Here is a 16,323-nt window from a genome sequence, read left to right on the forward strand (position 1 = left end):
AACAATATGAATGCAGTAATTGTTGGCGTTATATTAATGCTGGTACTGACACTTTGCCGTATTAATGTCATTGTCGCGATGACACTAAGTGCCATTGTTGCCGGTTTAACGGCCGGGCTTGGCTTGTCAGATACGCTTAATGCATTTAACGAAGGGTTATCGGGCGGCGCTGAAATAGCACTAAGTTACGCAATGCTAGGTGCATTTGCTGTGGCTATTTCTAAGTCAGGGTTAACACGCATTTTAGCAGCCAAATTGCTCAAGCAAGTGAGTGATAACAGCCACAAAGGCGAAACAACCCTAAGCTACTTAATTTTAAGCATCATATTATTGTGTGCGATTTCGTCGCAGAACTTAGTCCCGGTACATATCGCGTTTATTCCTATATTAATTCCCCCGTTACTTATTGTATTTAACACGCTGCGATTAGATAGACGTGCCATTGCCTGTATTTTAACTTTTGGTCTTGCAACCTCTTATATGGTTCTTCCGTATGGGTTTGGTGGAATCTATTTATATTCAATTTTACATAAAAACCTCACTGAAAACGGCTTAGAACTTGTGAATACACAAGTCCCTATCGCTATGATAATTCCTGCGCTTGGCATGTTAGTTGGCTTAATTATCGCGGTATTTGTTAGCTACAAAAAGCGACGTCATTATGAGGCTCACGCCCTAACAGAAAAACAGCAAGACGTTGTTATCGAACAACCAAAAAAGGTATTGGCTGTTGGCATTGCTGCCGTACTTTGCTCATTGCTGGCTCAAAATGTGAGTGGTTCTATGATTCTAGGTGGCCTTGTTGGAGTTATGATATTTAGTCTGTTTGGTATTGTTAAGTGGGAGCAGAACAGCGACGTTTTTAGTAAAGGTGTAGCCATGATGGCAATGATTGGCTTTATTATGATTTCGGCACAAGGCTTTGCTTCCGTTATGAAAGCAACTGGCGACGTTACCTCATTAGTAAGCTCTGCTGCTGGTATGATAGAAGGAAACAAACCGCTTGCCGCTGCACTCATTTTATTAGTTGGCCTATTGATCACCATGGGCATTGGTAGTTCTTTTTCTACGGTGCCAATTATTGCGACCCTTTTTGTACCACTGTGCTTAGAACTTAACTTTTCTGTTATGGCAACGGCTGCACTTGTTGGTACTGCTGGGGCATTAGGTGATGCGGGCTCCCCTGCTTCTGATTCTACCTTAGGACCAACGTCTGGATTGAACGCCGACGGCCAACATGATCATATTTGGGATTCAGTGGTACCCACATTTATTCACTTTAATATTCCGCTATTGATATCGGGTTGGATAGCAGCAATGGTACTTTAAATTAAAACACTGTACTGCAACTTCAAAAGTTATTCAGCCAGTTAAAAAGACGTTAGCCCTGCATATGTGGGGCTTTTTATTACCTTGTTAAGGCCAATTTTAAACACTTTTTTGCTTTGCTCTTAAATTACATATTGAGCTATCCCCTGTTTAATTGAAGGTAAAGGATTCATAAGTGCTGAGTAATACATATTACAATATATAGTATGATGTGTTCTTTCTGGTTAATTAAATAAGTACCCGCAGGTACTTATTTATTTTAGCCATCTTTGAGTGTGTTAGCTGTCGAAACCGTAGATCATTTTATCGCACACAACCGGTGTTGGTCTGTGGTTATCATCAACCGCTACAAACGTAAAGCTACCCGAGATAGCAAGATGCTTATCGTCTTTATGCATTCTCTCTAAAAATATCTCTACGTCTACTTTTAGGCTGGTATTACCAACATAGACTACTTTAGAGATAAGTTCTGCAAACGTACCGGCAGGAATCGCTTCTTTAAAGTCAACACGGTCAGACGAAATCGTTACTAAAGGTTTACGACAAAAACGAGTTGCAGCAATAAAAGCAACTTCATCCATCCACGCTAACGCGTCACCACCAAATAAGGTGTTGTGATGGTTAGTGCGGCCAGGAAATACTGTTTTTGTTACCGACGTTGTTGAGTCAGCAATACGCTGGGCAATAATAGCGTCACGATCGATTTGTTGTGTCATAGTCTCTACTTTTCATTAGCTAATGTGTCTTGCATCATTAGCGCAGGGTCAAGGCGTTCATTTTTCCAATTAAAACGCCAGTCTAAATGGGGTCCTGTTACTCGGCCCGTTGCACCTATCTCAGCGATTTTATCGCCTCGGGTAATGGTATCCCCTACTTTTACATCTAATTTGCTTAAATGAATATAAGTCGAAGTCACACCATGGCCATGATCAAGAATCAGCGTGCCACCAGAGTAATATAAATCAGGCTCAGCAAAAACGACGGTACCACTGACAGGCGCATACACAGGGCTGCCAGTTTTATTTGCGATGTCTAAGCCAAAGTGTGGTCTACGTGGCTCACCGTTAAAGTAACGCTGGCTGCCATACACACCCGAAATACGGCCTTGTGCTGGCTTATAAACCGGATCTAAAAAATAACGGAGGTCAGAATTAACTTCTCGCGCTTTTCGTACAGCAACCGCTTCACGAGAAATTCGCTCTGATACCTCTTTGGGCGGCGAAACATACTTTTTTGCCACGCCTGTAATTTTGTCAATCTTGTATTCGCGCTTTGTAATAACAATGGCTTGCGCATGCTCGACACCGTCATTATCAACCCACGTTAATGTGTGCTGTGTGTCTGCGTCACGGCCAAAACCGAATACAAATTCACCTTGAGGCGACAATTTTAAGTTTTCACCGTTAAAACTCACACTTTTAACGTTTTCAAGTTGGCCTGTGACTAAACCACCTTGGGTTAAATGTCCTTTTAGTTCAACCGCATTTACATGTATAGACAACAAACTTGCCAACGTGGTTAGCAGTAATCCTTTACGCATAGCTAATTGATCCTTTGCCGACCCCTTCGTACGCGGTGATTTTCACCTCAGACTCTGGGTATTCGTTTTTAACTTGCGTGCTAAGATAGTCAGCTATGCATTCAACCGTGGTATCGCACGGTAAAATGTCGCAACGCGATTCAGCAATGGCCATTTCAAAGTAGCCTTGCTGCGATGTATACGCAAAGCACACATCGTTATCTTCTGCTGTAACATGTTTTAACTCTGCTTTGCTGACTTCGTCTTCAGCTGTCGCTAAATAAATATCTTCCCATTTATCGGCCCACTCTTTTTGCAAACGCGGCATAGCCATGCCATCAAGGCTAATACCAATTTGCGAACGGTGACCATGAATAATGCGCTGACAATTGCCATCATGCTTTTTAAGACCATGGCTGTAGTGGTAGTAAAAACTTTGGCTGCGCTCAGGGTATAAATTAATTTCAATTTTTTCGATGTTGCTAGGCAATTGCGGCATTATCGTTTTAATTAAAAACGCGGTCACTGAGTGCTCATCAATCACGTCGGCATCAATTAAACAAAAGGCTTGGTTTGGTGCGCTCATCGCTAAGTGATGGTTGTCACCAAAATGACAATCTAATACGCTATGTTCATCGTGTTGAGTAAGTGAACCGTTTAGTTTCGCAGGCACGGCAAGTTTGTGATCAATACATTCATCAATAATGCCTTTGATTTGTTTTTTAACTAAACCAAAATCAAGCACCATAGACTCATCATTAAGTTGGCCATGCAGGGTTAAATCAACAATCCAGCTCTCGCCAACTGCGCCGCGTTTATTACACAAGTAAGAAAAATCAATCACTGTCAGTGAGTTTACAAAAAGGATCATAAATTTCCTTTAGACTGGTTAAAGAATCACAGCAATTATAATGATTTTTAATACACAATGCGCGGTTTTATCTCCCTTTAACAGCAACAGTTTAATTAAATGGTCATAAAACAAACGAAAAATAGCAAAAAATTAACTGCTCCGAGTTGTTTAGCGTACAAGTGTACGCTAAAGTACGGGGCAATTTCTAAGCGATGAAAAAGAGTTATGGAACCTAAAAACAGCTATACAAAAGAAGAATTGGTCCTTTGTGGTCAAGGTGAAATGTTTGGCGAAGGCAATTGTCGTCTTCCAAGCGATAACATGTTAATGATGGATCGTATCGTTTCTATCACTGCCGATGGTGGTGAACACGGTAAAGGTCAAATCGTTGCTGAACTTGATATCAACCCTGATCTTTGGTTTTTCGACTGCCATTTTAAAGGTGATCCAGTAATGCCGGGTTGTCTTGGTTTAGATGCAATGTGGCAATTAGTTGGCTTTTTCCTTGGCTGGTCAGGTGGCCCTGGTCTTGGTCGTGCACTGGGTGTAGGTGAAGTTAAATTTACTGGTCAAATCTTACCAACGGCTAAAAAAGTAACTTACCGTTTAGATATGAAGCGTGTTATCAAGCGTAAATTGTTCATGGGTATGGCTGACGGTACTGTAGAAGTAGACGGTCGTGTAATCTATGAAGCAAAAGATCTTAAAGTAGGTCTTTTCCAAGATACAACTGCATTCTAATAACCCCAGAATGCAGAAACAAAAAAGCCCCTTTTGGGGCTTTTTTGCGTAAATAAGATGCCTATTTTAAGTTTTGAACATATTTCGGTTTTCTATTGCTTCTCGCCATCCACCTAACCATTCTGATTTAGGGTCAATTTGTTGATAAGGGCATTGTTCTTTGGAACGGCCTGCCAAGCCTGCTTTATAACCTTGAGAATGAGCTCTTTCTAAACGATCTCTTTTCTGTCTCTTCATAGGTAATATCCTCACCTTTTATATTTATAGATATGTAGCGAAATTGACATCTACATTTAATGAATAGTTAATAAAACTGTTAAATTCAAATGACAAAAGCAATTAAATAAATTGACAATGAGTAACGTGCTGATGATCAACTGAATTAACATTTAAAACCTTTAAGTGGTCATACCTCTATATTTCAAACCACCTATAAATACAGTAAAAACGAGCTATAAATTGCATAGCCATTATTTGTGACACAGGCTATTTCAGTAAAGTTCCCCATTAATTTGTAATTATGACATTTTTATTATGATTACAATTTAGACAACAAATTGCTTGCATGTTAAAAACCGATCGGTCTAATATTGAGCTATGGAAACAAAAATAATACAGCCAAGCCGTCGTGGCAGGCCCCCAAAAATTGAGCGCACAAATGCAGATACCCGCGCATTGCTAATTAATACAGGGTTAGCTGTATTAACTGAAAAAGGCTTTAGCGCCACAGGTATCGATTTAATTTTAAAGTCGGCGCAAGTGCCTAAAGGCTCTTTTTATCATTACTTTAAAAGTAAAAATGATTTTGGTTTAGCCTTAATCGATGCTTACGACAGTTACTTTCAAGCAAAGCTTAAACGCCATCTCACTAATAGCGCCATTAGTCCACTTGAACGCGTTGTTTTATTTGCTAACGATGCCAAACAAGGCATGGCAAAATATACGTTTAAACGAGGGTGCCTTATTGGCAATCTTAACCAAGAGCTCAGCCACCTTGATGACGCAATGATAGCCCGCATTAAACAAGCGTATACGCATTGGCAGCAATTAGTTGAGCAGTGTTTAATTGAAGCGAAAGAACAAAAACAAATCGCAAAATCAACAGACTGCAAAATGCTTGCTGAATTTTTTTGGATTGGCTGGGAAGGTGCCGTTATGCGCTCAAAGCTTGATAAATCAAGCGAACCCCTTACCCTTTATACAGCACAATTTTTACGTTTAATCTTATAAAGCCGTTATAAATCAATTAACGGTTTTAATTTAACCATTAAAAGACGATCGGTCTAAAAGGAGTCAACCATGACAACATCAGCCAAATCGATAGTTATAAATAAAGATGATCAAGGCTATCACGCCAAGTACACAGATTTTCCTGTTGAGAGCATCCACCAGCATAATGTTAATATTGATGTTGACTACAGCACCCTCAATTATAAAGATGCTCTGGCGATAACGGGGACAGGACCAGTGGTAAGACAATTTCCTATGATCCCAGGTATTGACCTTGCAGGCACGGTTAGCGAATCCAATTCTGACGAATTTAAACCGGGCGACACCGTATTATTAAATGGCTTTGGTGTTGGCGAAAAGTATTTAGGCGGTCTTAGCGAAAAAGCCTCAATGAAGAGCGATTGGCTTATTCCCCTCCCCGCTAATTTAACCCCTAAACAAGCAATGCAAATTGGCACCGCAGGCTACACCGCAATGCTGAGTATTATTGCGCTTGAAAAGCACGGTATTAGCCCACAAAGCGGCGAAGTATTAGTGACTGGAGCAAATGGTGGAGTGGGAAGTTTTGCCATCTACTTACTCAATAAGCTCGGTTTTGACGTTGTAGCAACAACGGGTCGTATGAACGAGGCCGAACACTTACAAAAACTTGGAGCAAAACGTGTTTTATCACGCGATGAGTTCTCCACTGCTGGTAAACCACTTGCCAAAGAGCAATTTGCGGCAGCCATTGATTCGGTAGGTAGTCATACACTGGCAAATGTCTGTGCATCAATTAACTATGGGGGTGTTGTTACAGCCTGTGGTTTAGCACAAGGCATGGATTTCCCAGCAACCGTTGCGCCATTCATTCTTCGTGGTATCAGCTTAATAGGTATAGACAGTGTTATGCGCCCTAAAGCTGACCGTATCGAAGCATGGCAACGTCTGAGCGAGTTAGTTGAGCCTGAGTATCTAGATACAATTTCGCGAGAAATTCCATTATCAGACGCCATTAGCCATGCTGATGCATTATTAAAAGGCGAAATACGTGGCCGTGTTGTGGTTAACTGTAAAGAATAACCACTCAAAATACAGTTTCTTGCTTCGTTAGGTATAAAACTAGGGTAAAGGCAATTATACTTACCCTAGTTTTGAGAAATACCGGACAGTCGAATGAGTAATAAAGAAATTTTCAGCAATAACCCACTACAGGGTGTGGGCATTGAGCAGGTTGTCACTGAACTTGTTGACCAGTATGGCTGGGAATTACTCCATGCCTACCTGCGTTTAAACTGCTTTAAAAATAACCCTGATGTAAAATCTGCCGTTAAGTTTTTGCGAAAAACTCAATGGGCGCAAGAAAAGGTCGAGAACTTTTATCTGTACCGCCTAAAAAACTTACCGCGCCCTGATGACGTTAACTACGAGCTACCACCACGCGATCGTGTGATCCCAGCAGATCAAAAACCTGGTGAGCCGTGTGAGCTTAGTTTTACTGATGCAAAACGCATTCATGAGAAAAAAGAAGCGAAACAAAAAGCCCGTGCGCGTAAACAGCGTTCAAGCGCGAGCAACCCTTGGGGTAATTAATCTAGCTTCATGTTTTAAGTTTAAATGAGCCGTTTTTAAGAGCGGCTTATTTAGGTTGTTTCTTTGCTTTTTTACGACTAATCAAAAGTAGTTGTTAAAAAGTACCAGTTAAAAAGTATCTGTTAAAAAAGTACTAATCAAAGTTCCAATCAATTTAAGTCAATTTGTTAGACGTTTTCGTAAAGACCCTCATCGTTATTTCCTCCTTGGTTTATAAATATCTATTCCGTCTTTAATAGCATCGGCCCGTGTATTAAGTGACATAAACAGATACACCTATTTTAAAGAAAGTAGTTCACTTTATTAGATAGCCTTTACGTATCATGGTTTAAATTTCAATGAAGGTTGATTATGATTACTACACTACATTTATGTTTTTTCACCTCTAACTTTTCAAAGGACATGTATGTCTGACTACAATGAATCGCCAGAACAAATCGCAAATGCGACACAAGATTACGTAATGCAACAAACAATGCTGCGTATAAAAGATCCTAAGCCTTCATTAGAGTTTTACCAAAACGTTTTAGGAATGAAACTATTAGGCAAGTACGATTTTCCGGCAATGGAATTTACACTGTACTTTTTAGGCTATGAGCAAGCTATACCAAAAGGGACTGATAAAGAAAAAGCACAGTGGGTATTTCGCCGCCCAGCGCTCATAGAGCTTACACATAATTGGGGCACTGAAAACGACGACAGCTTTGAGGGTTACCATAATGGAAATAAAGAACCCAAAGGGTTTGGTCATATTGGTATTAGCGTGCCTGACGTATACGCAGCCTGTGAACGCTTTGCTAAATATGATGTTGAGTTTGTGAAAAAGCCTGATGATGGCTCAATGAAAGGCTTAGCCTTTATTAAAGACCCTGATGGATATTGGATAGAAATACTCTCGGCTGAGGGGATCACTGAGATTATAGAAGCTCAGAAGCCATAAAACTTTAACATTCAAAAACCTGCAATATGCAGGTTTTTGTTTAATGTGGCGTTAAGCATAAAAATAGCTAACAATCCGTAATCTAATAAGACGCAAACCCATAACCAGCATCATCACTGGATACTGTCACTGAAAGCGTTTCATCAGCGCTTTCAAAAACCAAAAAATTAATAGGCTTACAACAAACTTGGCAATCTTCTATGTATTGCTGATCAACATCAGCGGGGTCTAATAATACATCAATGTGTTCACCACAATACGGACACGCAATCGTTTTTTCAGTTAATTGATTCATAACAGAGCATCCTCTATCGGTATTTTGCTTAATTCGTAATTAACCTAAGCATAGTGTAACGATGTTTTACACAATAAGATAATTACCATCGTACGAATAGATGAGGTTACAACATATTATAGCAACTGTGTTTTTTGTTCTGCTTCACACAGTTCATATAGGGTTATCTATTACTGCACTTTAGTTTAAACCTCTCGTTCAAATTAAAGCTCTCGTTCAAATTAACTTAGCCGATACAGCATAAGCTGTAAAGAATAGAGATAACCATAGTGAGGTATTAAACAAAAGCATTAAATCTCAATTACAAGAACCTCACGATTGCCAAAAAAATAAAAGGAGACCATTAGGCGGCGAAAGCACTTCTGACCATCCACTCATTTATGGTAAAAGCCAGTGTTTGATCCCCTACTAATTTAATTTTTTTCTCTAAAATTTCGTCATTCATTTTAGAAAGCCCTAACCATACTGAGGTAAGTGCTCTTAGATCTGCATTAATATAAAGGTCCACATCAAAGCCTGGGTCCTTTGTACAAAGGTCAATACTTGTATCTGGACGCGATATTAACCAAAAAGATCTTTTTTCTTTTGGCAACTCACTAAAAACAAATTGAATGACTTTTTTCTGGGAAGTAAATTTTGAAAAATCAATTTTGCGTCTTACATTCCACATGAGTAATTTAGCATCGAGTTTTTCTAAAGTGACATCAGCATCAATATTACGATGAGCCCATTTACCTAACGCAAATACAATCGGTGAAAGCTCTTGTCCAATTTCTGTAATTTTATAATCGATATGGCCCGTTTTTGAATTTTCACTTCGATTAATAAGGCCCTGCTCTTCCATACCTTTTAGGCGCTTAGAAAGTAATGTTGGCGACATCCCAGGCACCCCCCTTCTAATTTCATTAAAACGACTAGACCCAGACCACATTTCACACATAATAAGTAATGTCCAACGAGGTTCTAACACCTCACAGGCTTTGGCGATAGGGCAAAATTGGTTATAGCTATTTTGAGACATTCCATTTCTTCCAGAGCTAAAAATCAAGTATTTTCCAGTGTATACGCTTGGTGACCTATCTACTAGTACAAAAACTGTACTGGATATGCTCCTGTTTCTACACTAGCTAGAGCAAACGCCTTCACTCAGACTTACATTTCCAAACAACACTTATACAAAGGATAAAACTATGCCACTCGTTAATATCGATATTATTGAAGGTGTTTTTAGTGCTGAACAAAAACAAATCATGATTAAGAAGGTGACTGACACGATGGTGTCCATAGAAGGTGAAAATTTACGTGGTGTTACATGGGTAAAAATTAATGAAGTCAAACAAGGTGACTGGGGGATCGGTGGTCAAACGTTGACCGCAAACGACGTCAAAGCAATGGCTCAAGGATAAGTTAACACTCTATCGTTCTTAAATTTTAAAAATTAGACTGCACAGATACTTTTTATAAAGTATTTGCGCAGTTCACTTAACTAACTATTACATGATTTATATATACCTACAGACCCAACTTTATTGGTAAAACATGTCATCATTTACAATCGAACGTACCTTGGCACCTTGCTTGTTAGCAATTTAATAAGTTCTGGTTGCATCCGTTGATAATTATCAGGAATTTCTAGGCAGGCAAGTTTCTTTCCTTTAAGTAGCTCTTTATATTTGTTCGATACTTTATTTTTGTGAGTTTTTTCCATCACAAAAATAACGTCTGCCCATTCGATAAGATCACCAGATAAAGGTGTTTCAGAATCGATGTTTGTTCCGCACCCTATCGCATTAATACCTTCGTATTCAGAAAACGCCTCTTCTGCGGTAGGACTGCGCAAGCGATTTTCTGAGCAAACAAATAATAGATTCATTTTCACCTTTAAGCCCCTTATAAGGGGCTGTTTATTCGTCGACAAAAATTTAATGTAATCAAGCGAAATTGAATTTAAATTGCCTGATTGTATCCATGCTAATAATTTTTAGTAATTTCTGTTTGGTTGTTTATCCAGAACAACTAATAAAAATGTTGCTAATGGGCCTAAGAGCAAGGATATAAAAAACCATAATAGCCCACTTCTGTTTTTACTTTGAGCTAAGCCTGCATTTAATAATGCTAAGGTCCCTAAACCAATCACATATTGACCGCCACCTGACAAAATTTCACTTCCATTCATCGTACTTTCCTTCATTTAATTAATTACGCCGAAAAATCGGCCCGCAAACGCTTTTAAAACTGAAACATAAATTTGTAGCTTAACTATCGATAAATAACTAGGGCCAAGGAATTTTTTGGTGTTAGTTGCTTAGTAATAAAATTTCGCATACGTACCCTGCGGCTTCACTTTCCAAACCATCACTGTTGTAAATTGTATAAAGACCTGGGAAAGCGTTTCATCAGTACGACTCCCTATTATTGAGCTCTATACTAAATAGATTGTTATTATCTCTATGCTTTTCAACATAACCACCTTATTAAGTATCAAAAATACCTATTAAGTAAGCTTAGTTGCTATAAACTACTCACTTTTAGGCTTGCGCAGTTTAGATAAAATAAGACTATCAATATCATTACTAACGCTTCCTATGCTGCTATTGGTAAGTATAACGTAGCCTCTATTTTGGTCTGTAATCGACCGTGTTAACGCTATCCACCCTTGGTTAAATCCAGCGAACCCTAAACTTTTATTTTCTGAATCGACAACATAACTCATACTCCAGCGACCCCCTGTATTTGCTACAGGTGTAATCATTTCTTTAATTAGAGCTTGTGATATAAAACGAGAGCCATTGTATTTATTTTCCTTATTTTTAAGCACGGCTAAATTAAATCGTGCTAAATCAATAGCAGTTGTTTGTAAACCCGCAGCGGCTTGCTCAGCAAAGTAGATCATGGATGTTTTCTTTGCATTTTCATCATACGGTGTTGCTGATTTACTCATAACAGCAGGTGTTACATTAAATGTTGAGTTATTCATTCCAAGCGGCTTAAGTACATTTTTCTGCATATAGTCTTCAAAACTTAAACCCGATACATCTTCTATGAGTAACTGAACAATAGAGTACCCACCACCTGAGTATGACCATTTTGTATTTGGTGTATGTATTATTTTTACATCGCCTGCACCATTATTCTTGCCATTTAATGAATCTACAATCGAAGGAACATCTGTCGGTGAGCCCCAGCCAGAATAAGGACCGAGAGACAAGCCCGATGTATGCGACAGAACATTTCTTAACGTTACATTTTCAGTTCCAAACTCAGACTTAGGTATCTTCCAGCGTTTTAAATAATTATTTATTGGTTTATCAAGTTCAACTTTACCTTGATCCACCAACTGCATAACCCCCCACGAAGTCACTACTTTTGATATTGAGCCTACATTAAACATGGTATTTTCTGTAATGGCTTTTTGACTTTCAATATCTGCAAAGCCATAAGAAAGAAATCCGGTAACCTCTTCGCCTTGAACAAAGGCAACGGCAACACCAGGGGCTTTATGCTTATCTAAAATCTTTGGTACAGCCTGATCAAGCTCGGCTTTTAGTTCTGAGAAATAAGTCGCGTCAGCTGCTTGAGCATTACTAATAACGAAAAAAACAATAAAAAATAATAATTTATTCATAACATCCCTTTTGAAACACTAAATAACGCAAATACACGCTTCTAAAGTAAGAATCTCTTATAATAAAAACAACCTAATATTAATTATTTAAGTAAGTTCCTATAAATATTTACAGCAATATCTAATAACCTTGGTTTTTTGTTAATCTCACGCCATCAACAACCATTACCCATTCGTCACCAACCAAATGTGGTGCTTCTGTCACATCGAAATTAGAGGTTAAAAAAGCCACACCTACTACAAAGTCGTCTCCTATAAACTCTTTTAACGGCGCGTTTATAGATGTTGACCCACCATCTTGGACCCTCTCATATACCACCGTACCGTCTTGATGGATAAGCAAGTACATTTCTTTGCTTTCCCACTCACCTACGTAAGATAACTTATCCGCTGGCAAAGGCTTGCTACAAGAAGTCAAAGTAAGCACAGCTAAAACCAGTAAAATAAACTTTTTCATTTCTACCATTAAGATCCCACCGAAAACCTGTCTTAAAAGAGCTTAATTTTGCTTTTATCGTTGTATTAATTAAGATCTATTTCAGGGTGATCTTTTATACCGTACATTTCTTCCATTAACTTTTTATAAAAATCGAGTGGTGGCATTTTCATTTTTGCTCGACGTTTATCAACATTAGCCTTGTCTTCAAGGACTAAATACTATTTGACCCTCAATTAAGTCAGCCTGAGTGCCATAGAGTTGCTTGTTGCCCTGAGCAATAAGGACCCTATCAGTTAGTAGGGCAAGTTGCTGTCCCGTTATACCTTCATTATTTAAATATGACGTCTCTAAATACGGGAGCATTTTTGCTTTAAATTCAATATCTGATGAATGCTGAATTATTAAAAAAGCAGCACTCACTCCTTCATCACCGACCAATTCTTTTGTTAGCCATGAATGTTCTTTGATAATAGCTTTTAGCTTAGTTGTATTAGCTTCATCTATTATCTTTAGCTGGTTTATGAGTTCTTTGGGGGGATTTTGCCAGCCAACTTTTCCTATTTTATTGCGGATACTTTGATCTTGAATTTCCATTTGCATTAATTCCTTTTTTAGTTCTGGACTGCTTTCAGCTAAAGTAAAAAATGGAATAAATAAGATAAGTATTAAATAACGCATAATTTTCTCTTCCTTGTAAAATGAGTTTTATCGCTGTGGCATGAACGACAACCGATTTAACTATAAACAGCGTTTTAATAAGGGTTCAGAGCGACCGCTATTGTAAACGCTATTTCTAGGTAAAGTTCTTCCATGTTTCTCCAATCTGTATAACTGCCAGTTAAAATTCACACTAGCAAGGCGTGTTATGTTATTTTTAGATGCAAATTTTTTGACTGATTTAAAATTACGACCGCAAACACGATTTCTAATGCAGCCCCAATAAACGCACCAATTACAAAATCACTCGCGAAAAATATGCACAGCGCGCCAGATATCAAAAGCAGAGCCCCTAAAATCCAATACACTTTTGTGCCATATAAAGTATTGAAAATTAAATAACGTACACCAATTATCATTAGCATAATTGGATAAAACCATTCAGGCTTTAATGTTGCTACAGCAAAGGCAATAAACAACCCAACAAATAAAATTATCGTACTTTCTAAAGCAAGTTTTCCGAGCGGATTTTTAGCATTATGTTTTCCTGAACGCTTCAGTGCTTTTGATAAAAATATAGCGATAGGATGTATAAACATGCCACCAAAAAAAAGCGCGAGCATGCTAGATTGATATGAGTATTGAAGTGCAACTATCCCCGCTAAACACCAGATAACCCCAGATGCTAAAACGCCGGTTCCGCCACCACAGTAAGAAGTATTCATATCTTTTTGTGCATCTTCAAATGTCATAATTACTCCTTACATGCCCTTTAATACCCAACCACTTTACTGCTTCATAACGCATTTGATGGCTTATTTTTTATACACCCATCTTTCTACACATAAACATCTTTGTAAACACATAATTAAAAAGCATATTTAGACTTCAAAAATCCACTTCAAAACAGTGTACTTAATATTATTGGGCACAAGCACTCATAACTGTATATAAACACAGTACCATGTAGATTACCGTGCCCGCACCTAAAATCCATCAATTAAAACTAAGTCTTAAGCCAATTTAGCTTCCTTTAAATCAGTGCATTGCATGTAAGAAAATTGTACCAATTCGCTAAATTAAGTACTCTTGAGACAATAAAACATCGTTGATATCAAAATGATTTTCTATTACTTCGGATTGATATTGGTATTAGAAATGGCTAAGTGAGCGGTAAAACAACTTACGCGACGTCTTTATAAAGTGGCAGGTAAAAAAGTGAGCTCTGTATTTTGGCTTTGTTTGGCTATGTTAAGCCCAGCGCATTACAGAGCGACTCTTTTTGGATCCCGAGGGTAGAATTCATCCGGTTGTTTGGCACATAAGTCAAATTCACGGGTGTTTTTATACGGGAGTTTCATAAAACCAGCAACGCCTACATCGGTAATGCTAACAGCATATTGCATCAACTTACTTAGTAAGCGCTTAAATTCAGGTTCTTTACTGGCGTCAAGTAAGCGGTAGTAATGGTGAATTTTCATTCTATCTGGCAAAGCTTCAAAAATGATACAGCCTGTATGATGTATTTGGTTTAGCTCAAATACGCATTTAATCACTTTTTTAGGCAGTTGTAGTTGCTCATCAGGGTCTTTGCCGTCTTCAAAGTACGAGTGTGGTCGCGTTACATCAGAGGCCTGTACATCCATCACTTCGTAATCAAGCTCTGGTAAATGTTCAAACTTAAAGGCCCCTGTGCCGTCACGTTCTAATTGAATAGTTTTACGCGCATCGAATAAGCAACACTTAAACAGACCTTTTTGTTCAATACCTTGAGCAAGCATCACGGTATTATTTATAGCGTCTGTAAAGGCAGTGCCTAAGCTTTCGTCATGCAAAATTAAGGATGACTCAACAAACACGGAGTTTTCTTTCCAGTGAAAACTTAAGCCCCCTACTACCGGGTATTTAGCTAATCGACTGATTGCCGCCAAAAATGCTTTTTCGGTATCGCCGGTATCAAATAAGAACTCTTTATAGTATCTATCAAGCTGTGCATCATTTACATCGAGCAGTTGTTGATTATGATCAGCTTGGCGCAAAAACTGTTTACGCGAGCTGTATACTACGGTATCAGGGTGCTCGTCTATGTCGCTAAACCAGTAGGGAATATAGGGGCGTATCACCTCACGGGGCAGCTCTGGTAAATATGCTTTAGCCATGGTTGGCATATTACGCATAAAGTAATCGCCCGCACCATCTCGCGTTGCTTTATCTTTTGAAAGCATGCCATCAATTACCCGTGCAAGCTCAATGGGTAAGTTAAGACTGGTGGCAGGAATAACTTTTGCGCCAAAGCGGCATGATTGCGCAGATGCTAATGCATACAAGGTTGATGCAACGCCTTGCTCGTCAAACCGTGGCGATGATTGACCGCCCGACATCTGCTCATCACCAATAAAGTACACATCGCCCATACGTGCGTTGGTGGTGCTTATATCTGCCGACATTAAATCCATAAAATTGCTGGCAACCGGATTCCCTTCACTGTCGATTTGGGCATACACAGAACTGCCCCAATCAACCAAAGATAATTTATTACTTTGTTCGTCATACACGATATTAGAAGGCTTAATATCACCATGCACAATGGGTTGTGGGCTAATGCCATTTTTGTGCTCACGCAAATCAACCAGTACATTCCTGAGCTTAAGCGCGAGCGACATAATTTTTGCTGCACTAAAACGCCCTTGCTTGATGGATATTTTTTCTAAATCTTCGCCAAGGGCGCGTTCCATCATTAAGATGCCTTGCTTTTTTATTCTTTCAAAGGCGTAAAACTTCGGCACCAAGGGGTTATTTACTTGAGAAAGCATGTAAGCTTCGTCTTCTAGGCGGTCACGAACGCTTTGTGCCAGTGTTATCCGCGAAAACTTAAATACCCATGGCACGCCTTCATCATCAATCCCCGCAAAAACAAAACCAAATGCCCCTGAACCAATTAGTTCAACCTGCGTGTAACCAAGCAAGGTTAATTGCTTAATACATATGTTGAGCCATCGACGGTGCTTTTTTGCATCATGGTGAGACAGTAAGTATACAGACTGCTCTTCGTTGATATAAAAATTGCGGATTTGTTTGGGATTCACTGCATCTCTCAAAATAAAAAACGGCATTGTTAGCCGT

Annotated in this window: 20 protein-coding genes; 7 read left to right on the plus strand and 13 right to left on the minus strand. The window is 38.9% G+C overall.

The genetic code is table 11. The features are described 5' to 3' along the window. Window positions 1-6: 6 nt before the first annotated feature. Window positions 7-1,329 carry a Na+/H+ antiporter family protein gene (locus JIG41_RS21045; protein WP_036968396.1) on the plus strand — a complete coding sequence of 441 codons (1,323 nt, stop codon included), beginning with the start codon at window positions 7-9 and terminating at the stop codon, window positions 1,327-1,329. A gap of 278 nt (window positions 1,330-1,607) precedes the next feature. Here JIG41_RS21045 and JIG41_RS21050 read toward each other — a convergent pair whose 3' ends face one another. Genes JIG41_RS21050 through JIG41_RS21060 form a run of 3 tightly spaced genes read right to left on the minus strand, consistent with a single transcriptional unit; the run spans window position 1,608 to window position 3,719 of the window. Further along, window positions 1,608-2,045, minus strand: a complete 438-nt coding sequence (locus tag JIG41_RS21050; RefSeq protein WP_036968399.1) for an acyl-CoA thioesterase — start codon at window positions 2,043-2,045, stop codon at window positions 1,608-1,610. 5 nt (window positions 2,046-2,050) lie between these two features. Continuing rightward, window positions 2,051-2,869: a M23 family metallopeptidase gene (locus tag JIG41_RS21055; protein WP_199525410.1), complete on the minus strand. Its 819-nt coding sequence runs from the start codon at window positions 2,867-2,869 to the stop codon at window positions 2,051-2,053. After that, window positions 2,862-3,719: a 6-carboxytetrahydropterin synthase gene (locus JIG41_RS21060; protein WP_196857746.1), complete on the minus strand. Its 858-nt coding sequence runs from the start codon at window positions 3,717-3,719 to the stop codon at window positions 2,862-2,864. The genes JIG41_RS21055 and JIG41_RS21060 overlap by 8 nt, the downstream gene beginning before the upstream one ends. A 207-nt stretch (window positions 3,720-3,926) precedes the next feature. Between JIG41_RS21060 and fabA the strand changes: the two genes are divergently transcribed. Then, complete coding sequence (gene fabA / locus JIG41_RS21065; protein ID WP_036968405.1) at window positions 3,927-4,442, plus strand: bifunctional 3-hydroxydecanoyl-ACP dehydratase/trans-2-decenoyl-ACP isomerase; 516 nt, start codon at window positions 3,927-3,929, stop codon at window positions 4,440-4,442. A 66-nt stretch (window positions 4,443-4,508) separates the two neighbouring features. On the opposite strand, the gene rmf is transcribed toward fabA, so the two are convergent. After that, complete coding sequence (rmf, locus tag JIG41_RS21070; protein ID WP_036968408.1) at window positions 4,509-4,679, minus strand: ribosome modulation factor; 171 nt, start codon at window positions 4,677-4,679, stop codon at window positions 4,509-4,511. Between the two features lie 360 nt (window positions 4,680-5,039). Here rmf and JIG41_RS21075 point away from each other — a divergent pair, with 360 nt between their 5' ends. From JIG41_RS21075 to gloA, 4 genes are all read left to right on the plus strand, one after another. After that, the gene (locus tag JIG41_RS21075) at window positions 5,040-5,672 is read left to right on the plus strand and encodes a TetR/AcrR family transcriptional regulator (protein WP_199525411.1); all 633 of its coding nucleotides are present in this window, start codon (window positions 5,040-5,042) and stop codon (window positions 5,670-5,672) included. A 69-nt stretch (window positions 5,673-5,741) separates the two neighbouring features. Then, window positions 5,742-6,734 (plus strand): MDR family oxidoreductase, encoded by a 993-nt coding sequence (locus JIG41_RS21080; protein WP_199525412.1) that lies wholly within the window; start codon window positions 5,742-5,744, stop codon window positions 6,732-6,734. Between the two features lie 93 nt (window positions 6,735-6,827). After that, the gene (locus tag JIG41_RS21085) at window positions 6,828-7,244 is read left to right on the plus strand and encodes a VF530 family DNA-binding protein (protein WP_036968414.1); all 417 of its coding nucleotides are present in this window, start codon (window positions 6,828-6,830) and stop codon (window positions 7,242-7,244) included. A 406-nt stretch (window positions 7,245-7,650) separates the two neighbouring features. Beyond that, window positions 7,651-8,184, plus strand: a complete 534-nt coding sequence (gloA, locus tag JIG41_RS21090) for a lactoylglutathione lyase (protein ID WP_199525413.1) — start codon at window positions 7,651-7,653, stop codon at window positions 8,182-8,184. Between the two features lie 82 nt (window positions 8,185-8,266). Here gloA and JIG41_RS21095 read toward each other — a convergent pair whose 3' ends face one another. Further along, complete coding sequence (locus JIG41_RS21095; protein WP_074988217.1) at window positions 8,267-8,479, minus strand: CPXCG motif-containing cysteine-rich protein; 213 nt, start codon at window positions 8,477-8,479, stop codon at window positions 8,267-8,269. Between the two features lie 343 nt (window positions 8,480-8,822). Further along, window positions 8,823-9,500, minus strand: coding sequence for a helix-turn-helix domain-containing protein (locus JIG41_RS21100; protein WP_199525414.1), 678 nt, complete (start codon window positions 9,498-9,500; stop codon window positions 8,823-8,825). Between the two features lie 169 nt (window positions 9,501-9,669). Here JIG41_RS21100 and JIG41_RS21105 point away from each other — a divergent pair, with 169 nt between their 5' ends. Next, the gene (locus JIG41_RS21105) at window positions 9,670-9,885 is read left to right on the plus strand and encodes a 4-oxalocrotonate tautomerase family protein (RefSeq protein ID WP_074988219.1); all 216 of its coding nucleotides are present in this window, start codon (window positions 9,670-9,672) and stop codon (window positions 9,883-9,885) included. Window positions 9,886-10,028: 143 nt separating this feature from the next. Here JIG41_RS21105 and JIG41_RS21110 read toward each other — a convergent pair whose 3' ends face one another. The 7 genes from JIG41_RS21110 to JIG41_RS21140 all read right to left on the minus strand — a co-directional run bounded on the left by JIG41_RS21110 (window position 10,029) and on the right by JIG41_RS21140 (window position 16,286). Further along, on the minus strand, window positions 10,029-10,352 hold the full coding sequence (locus tag JIG41_RS21110) for a low molecular weight protein tyrosine phosphatase family protein (RefSeq protein WP_199525415.1): 324 nt from the start codon (window positions 10,350-10,352) through the stop codon (window positions 10,029-10,031). Window positions 10,353-10,460: 108 nt separating this feature from the next. Further along, the gene (locus JIG41_RS21115; RefSeq protein WP_075593573.1) at window positions 10,461-10,655 is read right to left on the minus strand and encodes an antitermination protein NusB; all 195 of its coding nucleotides are present in this window, start codon (window positions 10,653-10,655) and stop codon (window positions 10,461-10,463) included. Between the two features lie 342 nt (window positions 10,656-10,997). After that, the gene (locus JIG41_RS21120; protein ID WP_199525416.1) at window positions 10,998-12,104 is read right to left on the minus strand and encodes a serine hydrolase; all 1,107 of its coding nucleotides are present in this window, start codon (window positions 12,102-12,104) and stop codon (window positions 10,998-11,000) included. A gap of 121 nt (window positions 12,105-12,225) precedes the next feature. Beyond that, window positions 12,226-12,570 (minus strand): lipoprotein, encoded by a 345-nt coding sequence (locus JIG41_RS21125; protein ID WP_227006818.1) that lies wholly within the window; start codon window positions 12,568-12,570, stop codon window positions 12,226-12,228. 177 nt (window positions 12,571-12,747) lie between these two features. Then, window positions 12,748-13,221, minus strand: a complete 474-nt coding sequence (locus JIG41_RS21130; protein WP_249406730.1) for a DUF6624 domain-containing protein — start codon at window positions 13,219-13,221, stop codon at window positions 12,748-12,750. 185 nt (window positions 13,222-13,406) lie between these two features. Then, a complete protein-coding gene (locus JIG41_RS21135) occupies window positions 13,407-13,952 on the minus strand; it encodes a DUF7010 family protein (RefSeq protein ID WP_199525417.1) in 546 nt (181 codons plus the stop codon). 513 nt (window positions 13,953-14,465) lie between these two features. Continuing rightward, window positions 14,466-16,286: a protein kinase domain-containing protein gene (locus JIG41_RS21140; RefSeq protein WP_036968435.1), complete on the minus strand. Its 1,821-nt coding sequence runs from the start codon at window positions 16,284-16,286 to the stop codon at window positions 14,466-14,468. Window positions 16,287-16,323: the final 37 nt, after the last annotated feature.

The organism is Pseudoalteromonas sp. bablab_jr011 (assembly GCF_016464045.1).
GTDB lineage: Bacteria > Pseudomonadota > Gammaproteobacteria > Enterobacterales > Alteromonadaceae > Pseudoalteromonas > Pseudoalteromonas lipolytica.

Excerpts from the sequence above, each read along its gene's own strand:
- JIG41_RS21125 (WP_227006818.1), bottom strand. The coding sequence starts at position 12,570 with ATGGTAGAAATGAAAAAGTTTATTTTACTGGTTTTAGCTGTGCTTACT.
- JIG41_RS21100 (WP_199525414.1), bottom strand. The coding sequence starts at position 9,500 with ATGTCTCAAAATAGCTATAACCAATTTTGCCCTATCGCCAAAGCCTGT.
- JIG41_RS21080 (WP_199525412.1), top strand. The coding sequence starts at position 5,742 with ATGACAACATCAGCCAAATCGATAGTTATAAATAAAGATGATCAAGGC.
- JIG41_RS21115 (WP_075593573.1), bottom strand. The coding sequence starts at position 10,655 with ATGAATGGAAGTGAAATTTTGTCAGGTGGCGGTCAATATGTGATTGGT.
- JIG41_RS21060 (WP_196857746.1), bottom strand. The coding sequence starts at position 3,719 with ATGATCCTTTTTGTAAACTCACTGACAGTGATTGATTTTTCTTACTTG.
- JIG41_RS21095 (WP_074988217.1), bottom strand. The coding sequence starts at position 8,479 with ATGAATCAATTAACTGAAAAAACGATTGCGTGTCCGTATTGTGGTGAA.
- JIG41_RS21135 (WP_199525417.1), bottom strand. The coding sequence starts at position 13,952 with ATGACATTTGAAGATGCACAAAAAGATATGAATACTTCTTACTGTGGT.
- JIG41_RS21050 (WP_036968399.1), bottom strand. The coding sequence starts at position 2,045 with ATGACACAACAAATCGATCGTGACGCTATTATTGCCCAGCGTATTGCT.
- JIG41_RS21085 (WP_036968414.1), top strand. The coding sequence starts at position 6,828 with ATGAGTAATAAAGAAATTTTCAGCAATAACCCACTACAGGGTGTGGGC.
- JIG41_RS21105 (WP_074988219.1), top strand. The coding sequence starts at position 9,670 with ATGCCACTCGTTAATATCGATATTATTGAAGGTGTTTTTAGTGCTGAA.
- JIG41_RS21045 (WP_036968396.1), top strand. The coding sequence starts at position 7 with ATGAATGCAGTAATTGTTGGCGTTATATTAATGCTGGTACTGACACTT.
- gloA (WP_199525413.1), top strand. The coding sequence starts at position 7,651 with ATGTCTGACTACAATGAATCGCCAGAACAAATCGCAAATGCGACACAA.
- JIG41_RS21075 (WP_199525411.1), top strand. The coding sequence starts at position 5,040 with ATGGAAACAAAAATAATACAGCCAAGCCGTCGTGGCAGGCCCCCAAAA.
- JIG41_RS21110 (WP_199525415.1), bottom strand. The coding sequence starts at position 10,352 with ATGAATCTATTATTTGTTTGCTCAGAAAATCGCTTGCGCAGTCCTACC.
- JIG41_RS21055 (WP_199525410.1), bottom strand. The coding sequence starts at position 2,869 with ATGCGTAAAGGATTACTGCTAACCACGTTGGCAAGTTTGTTGTCTATA.
- rmf (WP_036968408.1), bottom strand. The coding sequence starts at position 4,679 with ATGAAGAGACAGAAAAGAGATCGTTTAGAAAGAGCTCATTCTCAAGGT.
- fabA (WP_036968405.1), top strand. The coding sequence starts at position 3,927 with ATGGAACCTAAAAACAGCTATACAAAAGAAGAATTGGTCCTTTGTGGT.
- JIG41_RS21120 (WP_199525416.1), bottom strand. The coding sequence starts at position 12,104 with ATGAATAAATTATTATTTTTTATTGTTTTTTTCGTTATTAGTAATGCT.
- JIG41_RS21130 (WP_249406730.1), bottom strand. The coding sequence starts at position 13,221 with ATGCGTTATTTAATACTTATCTTATTTATTCCATTTTTTACTTTAGCT.